The organism is Pseudoalteromonas sp. SWYJZ12, from assembly GCF_015864395.1.
Lineage (GTDB): Bacteria > Pseudomonadota > Gammaproteobacteria > Enterobacterales > Alteromonadaceae > Pseudoalteromonas > Pseudoalteromonas arctica.
Genome location: NZ_JADYXH010000002.1, coordinates 161,493 through 174,018, shown reverse-complemented (window position 1 = coordinate 174,018; position 12,526 = coordinate 161,493). Strand labels below are relative to the sequence as shown.

Here is a 12,526-nt window from a genome sequence, read left to right as displayed (position 1 = left end):
CTAATCAACCGTATTGAGTGCAATAAACAAAAAAATCGGTCAGTGTAGTTACACAGACCGATTTTTTCATTCGTTAATTAAAACATGTTTATTTAAACGAATATTTAATAATACGTTTTAACACCGACGTATACTGTCTAAAAAATCCACCCGTATGATAATCAACACCGTGTTTTTTCAAAACAGCTTGTACTTGAGGTGCTACTTCTTGATAGCGCGAAGACGGCATATCAGGAAATAAATGATGCTCTATTTGACAGCTCAAATGCCCTGTTAAAACATGAAACCAATGCGGCCCTTTAATATTAGACGAACCCAGTACTTGGCGGTAATACCACTGCCCTTGGGTTTCGTTTACGCAGTCTTCTTGTTTAAAAGTTTGCGTTTCTTCAGTAAAGTGACCACAAAATATTATGGTCGATGTCCATAAATTACGGATTAAGTTAGCTACTAAATTCCCCGCCAATACCCATAAAAATAAAGGCCCTGCAAGTAACGGAAATATCGCATAATCTTTAATTAACTGGCGAGCGCCTTTACTAAAAAAGCGCTGCTTTAATGTAGAGTGTGATACAAGCCCTTCGCGGTTTTCTTTCTTTTTACCAATAAAAACACGCTCTGCAGCCAACTCGTGATACGACACGCCCCACTGAAATAACACACTTAAATTAATATACGTAAAAAACTGCCATACATTTTTAAAACGCCACTTAAAATCATCGCTTAAACGCAACAAGCCATAACCAAAGTCTCTGTCTTTACCAATAATATTTGTATACGTATGGTGCTCAAAGTTATGAACGCGGTGCCAACTTTGTCCATCGCACGCTATGTCCCACTCATAATGTTGTGAGTTAAGTTGCTTGTCGTTCATCCAATCGTATTGACCATGCATTACATTGTGGCCAATTTCCATATTGTCTAAAATTTTAGCCAGCGCTAGTAATAACACGCCTGCAACCCACAATAAAGGCTGAATAAAACCAAGCATTAGCAAAATTCGCCCGCTCCATTCACACACTCGCTGTTTGCGCACAACAGAGCGAATATAGTCGGCATCTTGTTGGCCAACTTTGCCAAGGGCCTCCATTTTAATGGCATCTAGCTCGCTTGCGAGCATGTCATAGTTAATGTTTTTCATAATTGTAACTCCAAATCACTAACAGGTTGGCTTACGCAAAGTTGTATTAATTGCTCGCCGTTGTCACTCAATTCACCTGTTTTTAAATTACGTACCACGCCTGACTTTTTAATACATTGGCATTGATGGCAAATACCAATACCGCAACCGCGTTTAACGGGTAGCTTGTTTTCTTCAAACTGAGTCAGTAAAACATCGTTGCCCGATACAATATGGGCACTGGCGTTAATTTTTACATTAAATTGGCTGTCATCGTTTAAGGTAGGCAGCGCCAAACCAAAGGCCTCTTGGTAGTAATTTAGCTTATGCGTTTTAGCAAAATCGCTCACCGTTTGCATAAATGCTGCAGGGCCACAGCAGTAAATATCTGGGTTTTCCCACGGCTTAATATTGCTGGTTATATCGCTTGATTGCTCACGCGTTAATAATAAAAACGAAAAATGCTCAAATTGCGCTGCCAACTCACTTAGCTCATCAACACATTGATGCTCAGTGGCTTTTGCGTAATACACCAACGACACTTTTTGCGTAGTTTGGCTTAAGTAATCATCAAGCATAGCCAGCATAGGTGTTATACCCGACCCACCGGCAATAAAAGTGGCTGGCGTGTGTGTGTTTTTAAATACAAAGTCGCCGCTTGGCGCAGAAATATTGCACCACAAACCCGCTTTTAATGCGCTACTAAGTAAGCCAGTAAAGCGCCCTTGCGTATTTGTTTTGATTAGTAAACGCACTAACCCAGTATTTTTAAATTGCTTAGCGCTTGAGGCCACGGTAAAAACGCGTGTTAATAATCGCCCATTAATTTCAAGCGTTAAACTTATATGCTGCCCTGATGTATGCGCCCGCCATTGTTTGCTTGGTTTAAGTTGCACACTTAAAAAACCGCCATCAAGCACAGCGGTACTAACTACTTGCGCTCTAAACTGCCCTGCACGCCACGCAGGTTTAAACACCTGCATTATTGGCTCTATGTAGCCTGCAAAACTTTGATGGTGTAAAAACCATTTTGAAAATTGGTTTAATACTTTAATTATCATCACTATTAATCTCTTGGATCGTAAAATACTTAACGTTTGAACTTACACGTGTACGCTCAAACTTCAGCGCACAAGTGTACGCTGAAATTTTTAGTTTTCAACCCCAATAGAGTAATTATTCAATTTTTTATTAGCGCTAATTGCTAAAACAATTTTCTGTTAAAAGGCCATCGTATAAAAATATAAGTGTGCATTTTTCATTCAACTCAACGCTTAACAAATTTATTTATGCCATGTTAAGGTTATGTAAGATTGGATTAATTTTGGAAGCCATAATGATAAATTTAATGTCACATAACACACTCCCTAAACTAATAAGTGCAGGCTTGGCTGTTGCTATATTTGCTATTAACGCACCCGCAAATGCAAAAAGCGATTACGTAAAAAACTATAAACAGCTCGATACTTTACCGCTTAACGTTAACGCAGTAACAGCGGCAGAAGGTGTGGTTATACCTTGGGCTATTGAGCCTTTAGCTAATGGTGATTTACTAATATCTGAGCGCAGTGGAACGTTATTTTTATTACCTAAAAATACAACTACGTTAGCTAAGGTTTCAGGGCTGCCCAACATTGAAGCTAATGGCCAAGGTGGATTGCTTGATTTAGCACTACACACCGATAGCAAGCAAAACCAATGGCTGTACTTTAGTTACTCAAGTAGTGAGGGCAAAGGAAGCGGAAGTAACACCGCCTTAATGCGCGCCAAGCTAAGTAGCGATCATACGCAGCTATCTGATCAGCAATTGCTATACAAAGGCGAGCATAATAGTACCAAAGGCCAGCATTACGGCAGCCGTATTGTGTTTGATAATGAAGGTTATGTTTATTTTTCAATTGGCGATCGCGGCTCGCGCGACATAAACCCGCAAGATCTCACTCGCGATGGTGGTAAAATTTATCGCTTACACGATGATGGCCGTATCCCAAGCGACAATCCGTTTGTTAAACAAAAAGATGCAAAACATGCAGCATGGTCTTATGGGCACCGTAATCCACAGGGCATGTGGTTTGATAATCAAAATAATATTTTATGGTCTCACGAACACGGACCACGCGGCGGCGATGAGCTTAATATAATAAAAAAAGGCGCTAACTACGGATGGCCTTTGGTAAGTTATGGCGTTAACTACAGCGGTACCACATTTACAGACCTTAAAGAAAAAGACGGCATGCAATCGCCCGTATTACACTGGACCCCTTCAATTGCACCTTCCGATATGCTGTATGTAACGAGTGATAAATACCCCAAGTTAAAAGGTAAGCTATTACTAGCATCAATGAAATTTGCATTCATTAGCGCACTAGAGCTCTCAAAAGGTAAGGTTGTTAAGCAATATAAAATACTCGATGGAATAGGCAGAGTACGCAGCTTAGCCCAAGGCAGTGATGGTTTTATTTATTTAGGTATTGATGGCCAAGGTATTAAACGCCTAGAGCCAGAAATGTAAACATTAGCACTAGAACCAGAACTAGCACACAGTACGTTAATAATTACACCGTGTTTACTTTGCGCTTTAAAAGCGCAAAGTAAACATTTTCACCAAACAAAGAACTATTAAGCCCATTAATGCGTACACTAATTACATATAATTTAATAAATTAAGAGAATACTAATGTTTTCATTTTTAAAGCCTGATCCCGTAAAAAAACTGCGTAAAGAATACGACGTAAAACTAGAGCAAGGCATGCAGGCACAAAGAAAAGGCGACATTAAAAGCTTCGCTATGTTAAGTGCAGAAGCCGAAAAAATCTGGAGTGAAATAGAAACTCTAGAGGCTAAAAAAGCCAAATAACACCAATCATGTTAAGTTATTAGACATTTATAGCGACGGATAAATAGAGTGATAACAAGGCATAAATTTCGACATGTAGTTGTTCTACATAAGAAATTTATAACGCCGTTAACGCTTTATTTAGCACGCTAGAAAGGCTAAATATTTAAGTCGATTGGTTTAAGTACATCGTGTCTGCCCTGTTTTAAAAGAAGGAAGACGCGTTTAGTAAATAATTAATGACCTCCTTTTTACAGCTTCCACCATCCCTAAACCACCTTTTATAATATGCTTACACAAACAAGTGTACTTAAAGCGGTTACTTGCATTATCGCCACCGTTTTTTAGTGACTATTAAATGATTTAAAATCGGATTTGGTTTTCATTTTAAATATTTAATTGCTGTATTTATGTACCGCGCTGGCGTTTTTCCTCATAAGTCTAAAAATGAGGACGTTTTCCTCTTTTCTGCATATTATTAAAAGAACATCCCGACTTAAAGTTTAATACTCGCAATGTGTTACAGGATTTGTTATTAATATTAAAAATAATTAAGAGGACATACTTTGCTCATAAAAAGAGGAAAGTGTCCTCGATAAAGCTGTTATAAGCCCAAATAGGCTCTCTGCAAAACTTGCACAAATTATAAGGAATTTATGGTGTTTGAAATTATTGCTACTGTTGCAAACTTAGGAGCATTAACTGTAATTGGTTTTATTTATACTGCTTATGTAAAAAATCTTCGAGCAATGAATAACCTTAAAGAAACCCAACTTAAAGTTGCAGAGCAAAATGTTAAACTATGGAAAGATAAAGCTATAGAACTAGAGCGTAAATCCCCCGAATTTGTTGAAAAACAGCTAAATGAAAGAATTAAAATAAGAGAAGAAGAAATCGTAAGGCTTGCAAAAGATAGCGACAATCATGTAGAAAAAATATCATTAAAAAATGATGAGATTGAAAAACTCAATGAAGCTGTTAATAAAGCACATCAATATCGTAAAAGTATTTCTGTTTGGGATCGCGATCAAAGAGACTTTATTGAAATACCTCACTCTGAATTAGAACAAAAACCTATTGGCTCACTATGCGTAGACTCAGCAAGTTTAATGATTTGCGATCCCTTCTACTTAAAAATGCGTGATGATCAAGAAAAAGAAGATTTCCAAACACAAACAAAAAAATATAAAGTTGTCGAAACTGGCGAGTTTTTTTGTACCGATCTGAATGATGACTATACCGATATGGAGTTGTTAGGGCTTGATGACGAATTAACTCCAGAACAAATGCTGGCTATGGGGTTAATTGAAGAAGTTGAATATTCTGGTGATTTACCTGCTATTGAATCAACTTACATCAAAGGTGACTTTATTGATCCTGAACGTGTATACCGCCAAGTTAGGCATTACTCATTTTTAAATGGCAGAGTTGGTGCTGGTATTTCAATATCTTTAGGTGGCGATGGTGTTTATCCCGTTTCTGTGGAAAGCTACAAGGGTGAGCTTCAGCGTATCATCATAGATATATAAATGGGCTTATAAAACAACACGCCCTGAGGTGGACAGCAAGCTCTAAAGCTCACTTTCCACCGCAAATTATAACAGCGGTGATCCCTTGCTTTTCAATGCTGTTAAGTAAGTTGCGAAATTAGGATGACACCCATCCTAATTACCTTGAACCGGCTTTACTTTAGGTAAAAAGCGGAACATTACAGTGAATAAAGGCTACTCAAACATCCGTAATCCCTTCCAAAACGCCAATTAAAACAATATCAAACACTTCAATATTCTGCGTAAAAATACAGTAATCGATTGAACCAAAATAGGAACTCAGCTATGGTTTATTTATCAATAAAAATAAATAAAAAACGAGTTAATCTACAGGCTCGTTAGCTAGCAATGTATATTACTACATTGTGACTATTACTATTTCAAGGAAGTAAATTTTGGAATCAACAAAAAAAGAAATTGAAAAAGTTGAAGTTAGCCTTCGGCTTCAGTTTATTCATAAACCGCTCAACCAAAAATGGTTCAGAGGTAAATACCCTTTTTTGATTCAAAATGAACCTTTTAAATATGGATTAAGAGTTAAAAATATAGGAAGTACAGCATTTTCTGGCGCTAGTATTTCTAAATTTAGAATGATACATCAACCAACACGGTTAGGCCAAGATGCGCAGAACCACCCTAAAATTAAGCCACTTAACCCAGAAGAAGAATACGAGTTTTACTTTGATAGGTATACTTTGTGGCACGAGGGCTCTATAGAGACAAGTTGCTCACTAATTCCCGACAGTGAAAAAGAAACAATAATGACCTATCAGCATCATCGAGATCATGATGTTGATGAAAAATATAAAGAAAATGAATGGTGGCATGACTATTATTGCCAAAGCCAGCAACAACTACTCCAAACTAGAACTAACAATTTAATCCTTGGGTTAACTGTAATTACTGTCGTAGAAGCTATTTTTGGTTTGAGTAATGTATTAAAAATGGGGGCTGGGATACTTGCTTGGACATTTAATTATATTTATCAAATGTTCGCGTGGCTTGCTAGCTAACAACACGCCCTGAGTATGCGTATTGAAACAAATAACTTCTGTTGATCCGAAAGTCTTGTTACAAACATTGATTGTTTCCGCTCAAATATTCGTGATCAACAGAAGCATATTCCATGTATTAATGAGATAGGTAAATACATTAATTAATAGAACGGAGTAACTATAAGAACTTCAAACGGAAAAAAATACAGTTAACTGTTTTCACTCCGTTCAACATTTTAGCCAACTACATTTTTTCGCTTAAGTAGGCGTTATATTTCTTAAAAGGTTGAGTATTATCATTATGGACGAAGATAAATATCAGGTAGGAATTAAAGCGAATTTCATTAGCCTTATGTTACTTGAAGACGAGCTCAAACATTTTGATTTTATCCTTTCTAAGCCAATAGAAGAAATGCGAGACTGGATTGAAAAGCTTCGTGCGACTAGAGCCGTTTTTCTCACTTTATATAATATTAAAGATCTAACGACAAAGCTCAGGATTCAAAACCTACCTGAACATACAGCAAAAACAAAATCACTTAGAAAAAAACTGGAACTGGCAAACCATTTTAGGAATAAAGGTATAGGTCACCTTGATACAGAACTTCTAAAAAGAGCTGTTCAATGGAACCCATTGATGTTCGTAAAAGAACAAAAAGATACTACGGAGTTGAGGCTTGCTGATGCTCACCGAGCAGTAATTGAATCTTGTATAAACTCATATATTAATAAAGATGGCGTTCAAAAAGAGTTTGGTCATGAAATCGACTTGTTTTATTCTGAAGATACTGAAGAGTTTTATAAGTATTTAAAGTCAATAGTGGTGGATTCATTGGAGTGGATTTTGTTTTCTAAAAACATTCTGAATGAGAAAATAAACTATCACACAACGGAAGATATATTTGAGCTAGCCTCTGTAGCTGGCGCAACAAACTTTGATTTAAAAGGTAATTCAGATTTGAACTTTTGTAAGGCTGATTCAAAAACTAATATGGATAGAGGGTTAGAAAAATTAGCTTCGCAGGGTTTACCACAAGATGTTATCAATTTGATTAAGAGTAAATACGAAATATAACAAGAACTTTAAACGGAATTTGCTCTTTCCCCCATTTATTAGGTCTCATGATTATTTTCATCATAAACATTCTCAGGACTTATTTGCATTAGTAGTGCGGGGTTATCTATTGGTTTAAACCCGTATTGCGCATAAAGGCCATGTGCATCAGAAGTCGCTAATAAAAAGCGCCTGAGCCCTTGCAGCTCAGGGTGCTCTACTATCGTTTTAATAAGTAACTTACTCAGCCCATTTCCTTGCGAGTGCGGGGCAATAAATACATCGGCTAAATAGGCAAAGGTTGCTTTATCGGTCACTACCCTGGCAAAGCCAACTTGTTCGTTATGAGCGCTGTAAACACCAAAGCACATTGAGTTATCAATAGCCGATTGCATCACGCTTTTAGGAATGCCTTTGGCCCAATAGCTATTAGCAATAAAGTTATAAATAACGTTAAAGTTAAGTTTGCTTTTGTCTGTGCTAATTGAGTAGTTACTAATTTTTGCGGTCATAAGTTAGTAGTCTTTTTTTTACCAATGTTTTTATAAACATTCTTATAGAAAGCCTTTAACGTTCCTATAGTCTATAAATAATCTTTAACGTTTTTTAGCTGTTTGTCGTGTACCTTTGAAAGCACTAACAGCGAGCAAATAGCCCCAAATAACGCCAGTCCCATATCTGATTGGGTATCCCACACGTAACCTTGAGTGCCTAAAAACGCTTCTGCGTTTTCGCCGCTTAATACTGCAACCCACCATTCTATTAATTCGTAAAACGCGCTAAATGCCAAACATACCGAAATAACAAAGGTGATTAACCAGCCTCGACCATTTACTACTTTTTTGCGCAGTAAAATTTCGCGTGCTAGTAGTGCAGGTACAAACCCTTGAAAAAAGTGCCCTACTTTGTCGTAGTTATTACGCTCGCTACCAAATAGGTTATCGAACAAAGGGACTTCGGCGTAGGTGTAATGCCCGCCAATCATCAGCACAATGCAATGCGCTAAAATAAATGTATATAAAATAGGAGTAAGTTTAAAGTGGCTATAGGTACTTGCTAGCAGCACTAAACCAATAATTGCGGGGATAACTTCAAGCAGCCATGTAAATTGATCTTTTGGGTTAATACCAGACCAAATTAATACAATAAAAAACAGGCTCAGCCATAAATACTTCATTTAGAATCCTTTTCTAAATTGATCAAATTTACGGCATTTTACGCCTTTGAAATAAACGACGCTACCTATAGTTTGTTTTTGCAGTAATGCGATTAAACAAAGTAGGAAAAAAGCGCTTAATTGTAGGCGCCCAACCACTTAAACCTTTGCCAATAATCACTTCGTCTTTTTTATTACTAATGGCACGAATCATTTTTGAAGCTGCTACGCTTACATCCATGCCATTTTCTATCGACTCTTCTGGTTTATTTTGCGCTATGCCTTGCTCGTTTAGTGAGTTATGCGCAATTGCTGTTTTAATAGAGCCTGGGCAAATTGTTAAACAATGAATATTATGTTGTGCTACTTCTGCACGTAGGCAATCCATAAAACCAACCACCGCATATTTAGAACCCGAATAACCTGTTCTAAATTTTGAACCAACTTTACCCGCCACACTACTAATAGACACAATTGAGCCACTGCGCCTTGCCACCATAGCAGGCAATACAGCTTTAGTAAGTGCAATTAAGCCAAAGTAATTAACCTCCATTAATTGGCGATACACGTTAAAGTCGTTTTCTAGAAATAAACTGCGCTGCGATACGCCGCCGTTATTAATTAAAATATCAATTGCAGGAAGCTCGCTCATTTTTGCTGTTATTGCACTCAGTACATGCTCTGGCTGGGCTAAGTCCAGCGGCACAACTAAGTGCCCTTCACCTTTAAGCGTTGCTTTTAAATCGTTTAGTTTATCTACATTACGCGCCGATAAAATAACGCGCGCTCCAAGCTCGGCAAATTGTATAGCAAGCTCTTTACCAATACCTGATGATGCGCCGGTGATCCACACGGTTTTATTATTATATTGCATGCGTTATCTGCCTTTTATTGTTATTTATTAAGTTTTATTAAGGTACTTAGTAAAATATTTTACGCCTTTGTAGGACCTGCTATTGCGTTTACTTCATCTTCTAATGTTTTGTAAAAACCCATTAAAAATAGTAGTTCAACAGTTACGTACAAAGGGCCAATAATTAAACCAATTAGGTCATCTACAAATGCCGGTTTTTTACCTTCGTAATAGTGCCCAATAAACTGTAATACCCAGCCAAATACAAACACACCTACGCCAATACTCAACCACGGCCAAAACGCCATTGCCGCAATAGGCTGAGCACCAACAAGGAGTAAAGTGAATATCACGGCCATAATAAAGCCAAGCGAAAAGCTCAGCATAAAATAATAAACAACCGACGCTAATACAAAAAATTGTGCACCATCAATTACTACACTACCAAGGGGTATTTGAATGCGCGCTAGTAAACACAACGCTGCAAATACAATGAGCGGAATACCAATAAAGTGCGTTAGTACGTTACGCTTAGAACGATGATACAAACCATATTTACCAAGTTGCTGTTGAAGTGTTTTCATTGTTTTGCCTTTCTTTTTATATATAAAACTTACTTTAGCAAAAGTAAGCACAGCAACAATGTCAGGTATCCGACATTTTGTAAATTAAACAAATGCAGAAATTATTTTACCCGGCTCATGCTCACCTTTCATATCCGTTCGCTCGCGCCCTTTTTGATACTCTTGCTCAAGCATTTTTTGAAGTTCCTCTATTTTATCAGCAATTGCGCTAGGGTCTGCGCCCTCACTTTGCTGTTCTTTAATGAGCTCTTCTATTGTCGCTTTTAGCTCGTCTATTTTGTTTTTGTTTACACCTAAGCGCTGATAAACAAGCGCTTCTTGAGCACTTTCTAAAAACGTTGGTTCTTTAGGGGCTGAGGTAATGCCTTTAGCATCACTTGTTTTTTCATTAGGGAGGGTATTAGTTGCCGCAACTTCGCTTGAACCTGCCGCTTTATTTACTGTAGGAGAGTTATAATTACTATATTGATTTTTAAAGGTTATTGTAGTCATTAGCTCAAATCCATTGTTGCGTTACATTATCTGTAGCAATTTTGGTTCCAACTAAATAAAACAGTCTCTATTTAAGCTTGTGTAGCACGCGCCTGTAACTTTTGTTTATCTAAAACAGTTATGCGTTGATACCCCAAACTAATGGCTTGTAGGCTAACAAGCTGTTGCAGTATTTGATTAATAGTTTGGCGCGTTAGGTAGGTCATATCAGCAAGTTGCTGCTGAGATAAAACAAGCGGTGTTAAGTGCTCTGTATGCTCGCTGAGCATTAAAAGTCGATTGCATACTTTTTGCTCAGCACTTAGTAATGCGTGATCTTCCATTGAGGTAAACATTAGGCGTAACTTTTGTGCCAGCAATAAACCAAACTCTTGCCAATATTGTGGCTGTTCGTTTAATAGCTGTTCAAGCTCGCGTTGGGGCACGTAAAAAAGCACAACATCAGTTTGCGCATATACATCATGAGTACGCAGGCCACCATCAAACAAGGTAACTTCGCCAAACCACAGTGATGAATCAATAAAGCTCAATACGGCTTCTTTGCCTTCGTTACTTACGCCACTAATACGCACCACGCCGCTAAGCACGGCATAAATTCCATCGTGCTTATCACCTCGCAAAAATAATGATTGCTGAGCTTTTAGCGAGAGCGTTTTGCCCTGCGTTAATAAAAAGCTTTTTAAATAAGCGCTACGGTTTTTAAACCAATGCCCTTGCTCTATTACGTTTTGCTGCTGTGGAGTCATTATTTACTGCATTTGCTTATTAAATGGCTGTTTTTCGATAACCAATTTTTTAGGGAAATTTAAATCGGTTGCTATAACAAAATCATCGTAAGGATCATTACCCGAAAACAGCTCAGTTATTAATGTATCGTTTTTATAAACATTAACGGTTACACCGCTGCCCATACCGCCTGAGTTAATAATATAATAATGATATTCGCCGTTACTAAAAAATAAAATACTCTCGCCAATACGCCCTACTTGCCTGTAGTAACTACCAAATGGAGCATCCGGTGTTGCTTCTTTTTCAAGCCCTATGTCATTAACTCTACCAAATCGATAACTAAGCGATGAGTCATCTTTTGCAACACAAATAGAAAGCACTTTATCGGTAGGTTCTAACTTGTAGGCTGTACTTTCATCTGGGTTACGCACAACTTTATGCATTTTTGCGTTAATGTAGGCTGCTTCATTACTTTTACAATGTGTTGCTAGCATACCGACCACTAAGGCGGGTTCGTTTGTTTGAGCTGCTGGAGGTGTGTTTACTTTGTTATTAGTGGGTAAGTTACTTGCATTATTATTTAGCTGAGGGCTATCTTGCATTGCCATACTTTGGTCGTCACAACCAAACAGTGCAAACAAGAAGAAAGAATAAAAGCTCGCTAAAAATTTAATGCGCATAATAAAATCCATCTATGAGAGAACCTTTAAAATAGCGATAAAACTAGCGACCCGCAACACTCTTATGCGCATTACTTTATAAGTTTATTTTTAAACCATCTTCTGCAAAAACTACGTTACTTTTTAGTGATTTAATTAACGATTTTTTAAACAATTGCCGATTTTTTAATGACCGATTCATAAAATGAGATAGAACCGCCGCTTGATGCGTTTTCATCAATTGCGTTGTACATAATCACTACATCGGCATTTTCGCTAAGTTAGCAAATGTACCTATTTTTTAGTTGAGTGACCAACGGCCGATTTATTAATTTTAGCTTGTATTAAAAGCTGATTAAAACACCTTATAAAAGTGTGTAAATAACTAAATTAATCAATAATTGGTTTTCTTATAATAAAATGTTGTTACAGCACTATTTCAAACGGTTTTTTATAACCACCTGTAATTTATAATTTAAATAAAATTAAATTTAAAAA

The 12,526-nt window shown here is 37.3% G+C and carries 14 protein-coding genes; 5 read left to right on the top strand and 9 right to left on the bottom strand.

Annotation, left to right across the window (positions count from 1 at the left end; genetic code table 11):
* Positions 1 to 88 precede the first annotated feature (88 nt).
* Together I6F42_RS03010 and I6F42_RS03005 are read right to left on the bottom strand one after the other, a co-directional pair.
* The gene (locus tag I6F42_RS03010) at positions 89 to 1,141 is read right to left on the bottom strand and encodes an acyl-CoA desaturase (RefSeq protein ID WP_197150830.1); all 1,053 of its coding nucleotides are present in this window, start codon (positions 1,139 to 1,141) and stop codon (positions 89 to 91) included.
* Complete coding sequence (locus tag I6F42_RS03005; protein ID WP_197151120.1) at positions 1,138 to 2,181, bottom strand: flavin reductase family protein; 1,044 nt, start codon at positions 2,179 to 2,181, stop codon at positions 1,138 to 1,140. The genes I6F42_RS03010 and I6F42_RS03005 overlap by 4 nt, the downstream gene beginning before the upstream one ends.
* A 275-nt stretch (positions 2,182 to 2,456) precedes the next feature.
* Here I6F42_RS03005 and I6F42_RS03000 point away from each other — a divergent pair, with 275 nt between their 5' ends.
* The 5 genes from I6F42_RS03000 to I6F42_RS02980 all read left to right on the top strand — a co-directional run bounded on the left by I6F42_RS03000 (position 2,457) and on the right by I6F42_RS02980 (position 7,576).
* Positions 2,457 to 3,632, top strand: coding sequence for a PQQ-dependent sugar dehydrogenase (locus tag I6F42_RS03000; protein WP_197150829.1), 1,176 nt, complete (start codon positions 2,457 to 2,459; stop codon positions 3,630 to 3,632).
* A gap of 165 nt (positions 3,633 to 3,797) precedes the next feature.
* Positions 3,798 to 3,977, top strand: a complete 180-nt coding sequence (locus I6F42_RS02995; RefSeq protein WP_007375469.1) for a DUF6435 family protein — start codon at positions 3,798 to 3,800, stop codon at positions 3,975 to 3,977.
* Between the two features lie 635 nt (positions 3,978 to 4,612).
* The gene (locus I6F42_RS02990; RefSeq protein WP_197150827.1) at positions 4,613 to 5,485 is read left to right on the top strand and encodes a hypothetical protein; all 873 of its coding nucleotides are present in this window, start codon (positions 4,613 to 4,615) and stop codon (positions 5,483 to 5,485) included.
* Between the two features lie 416 nt (positions 5,486 to 5,901).
* Positions 5,902 to 6,519 (top strand): hypothetical protein, encoded by a 618-nt coding sequence (locus I6F42_RS02985; protein WP_101216575.1) that lies wholly within the window; start codon positions 5,902 to 5,904, stop codon positions 6,517 to 6,519.
* Positions 6,520 to 6,802: 283 nt separating this feature from the next.
* Positions 6,803 to 7,576 (top strand): hypothetical protein, encoded by a 774-nt coding sequence (locus tag I6F42_RS02980; RefSeq protein WP_101216576.1) that lies wholly within the window; start codon positions 6,803 to 6,805, stop codon positions 7,574 to 7,576.
* 38 nt (positions 7,577 to 7,614) lie between these two features.
* Here I6F42_RS02980 and I6F42_RS02975 read toward each other — a convergent pair whose 3' ends face one another.
* The 7 genes from I6F42_RS02975 to I6F42_RS02945 form a co-directional block, all read right to left on the bottom strand.
* Positions 7,615 to 8,067: a GNAT family N-acetyltransferase gene (locus tag I6F42_RS02975; RefSeq protein ID WP_197150826.1), complete on the bottom strand. Its 453-nt coding sequence runs from the start codon at positions 8,065 to 8,067 to the stop codon at positions 7,615 to 7,617.
* Between the two features lie 71 nt (positions 8,068 to 8,138).
* Entirely contained in the window at positions 8,139 to 8,732 is a 594-nt protein-coding gene (locus I6F42_RS02970) for a DUF2238 domain-containing protein (protein WP_149604942.1), read from the bottom strand.
* 61 nt (positions 8,733 to 8,793) lie between these two features.
* Complete coding sequence (locus I6F42_RS02965; RefSeq protein ID WP_197150825.1) at positions 8,794 to 9,585, bottom strand: SDR family oxidoreductase; 792 nt, start codon at positions 9,583 to 9,585, stop codon at positions 8,794 to 8,796.
* 59 nt (positions 9,586 to 9,644) lie between these two features.
* Positions 9,645 to 10,148, bottom strand: a complete 504-nt coding sequence (locus I6F42_RS02960) for a DUF962 domain-containing protein (protein WP_197150824.1) — start codon at positions 10,146 to 10,148, stop codon at positions 9,645 to 9,647.
* An 84-nt stretch (positions 10,149 to 10,232) separates the two neighbouring features.
* Entirely contained in the window at positions 10,233 to 10,640 is a 408-nt protein-coding gene (locus I6F42_RS02955) for a hypothetical protein (protein WP_197150823.1), read from the bottom strand.
* 71 nt (positions 10,641 to 10,711) lie between these two features.
* Positions 10,712 to 11,386, bottom strand: coding sequence for a Crp/Fnr family transcriptional regulator (locus I6F42_RS02950; RefSeq protein ID WP_010553509.1), 675 nt, complete (start codon positions 11,384 to 11,386; stop codon positions 10,712 to 10,714).
* A gap of 3 nt (positions 11,387 to 11,389) precedes the next feature.
* Complete coding sequence (locus I6F42_RS02945) at positions 11,390 to 12,061, bottom strand: hypothetical protein (protein WP_197102411.1); 672 nt, start codon at positions 12,059 to 12,061, stop codon at positions 11,390 to 11,392.
* Between the last annotated feature and the right edge of the window lie 465 nt (positions 12,062 to 12,526).

Excerpts from the sequence above, each read along its gene's own strand:
- I6F42_RS03010 (WP_197150830.1), bottom strand. The coding sequence starts at position 1,141 with ATGAAAAACATTAACTATGACATGCTCGCAAGCGAGCTAGATGCCATT.
- I6F42_RS03005 (WP_197151120.1), bottom strand. The coding sequence starts at position 2,181 with ATGATAATTAAAGTATTAAACCAATTTTCAAAATGGTTTTTACACCAT.
- I6F42_RS03000 (WP_197150829.1), top strand. The coding sequence starts at position 2,457 with ATGATAAATTTAATGTCACATAACACACTCCCTAAACTAATAAGTGCA.
- I6F42_RS02995 (WP_007375469.1), top strand. The coding sequence starts at position 3,798 with ATGTTTTCATTTTTAAAGCCTGATCCCGTAAAAAAACTGCGTAAAGAA.
- I6F42_RS02990 (WP_197150827.1), top strand. The coding sequence starts at position 4,613 with ATGGTGTTTGAAATTATTGCTACTGTTGCAAACTTAGGAGCATTAACT.
- I6F42_RS02980 (WP_101216576.1), top strand. The coding sequence starts at position 6,803 with ATGGACGAAGATAAATATCAGGTAGGAATTAAAGCGAATTTCATTAGC.
- I6F42_RS02975 (WP_197150826.1), bottom strand. The coding sequence starts at position 8,067 with ATGACCGCAAAAATTAGTAACTACTCAATTAGCACAGACAAAAGCAAA.
- I6F42_RS02970 (WP_149604942.1), bottom strand. The coding sequence starts at position 8,732 with ATGAAGTATTTATGGCTGAGCCTGTTTTTTATTGTATTAATTTGGTCT.
- I6F42_RS02965 (WP_197150825.1), bottom strand. The coding sequence starts at position 9,585 with ATGCAATATAATAATAAAACCGTGTGGATCACCGGCGCATCATCAGGT.
- I6F42_RS02960 (WP_197150824.1), bottom strand. The coding sequence starts at position 10,148 with ATGAAAACACTTCAACAGCAACTTGGTAAATATGGTTTGTATCATCGT.
- I6F42_RS02955 (WP_197150823.1), bottom strand. The coding sequence starts at position 10,640 with ATGACTACAATAACCTTTAAAAATCAATATAGTAATTATAACTCTCCT.
- I6F42_RS02950 (WP_010553509.1), bottom strand. The coding sequence starts at position 11,386 with ATGACTCCACAGCAGCAAAACGTAATAGAGCAAGGGCATTGGTTTAAA.
- I6F42_RS02945 (WP_197102411.1), bottom strand. The coding sequence starts at position 12,061 with ATGGATTTTATTATGCGCATTAAATTTTTAGCGAGCTTTTATTCTTTC.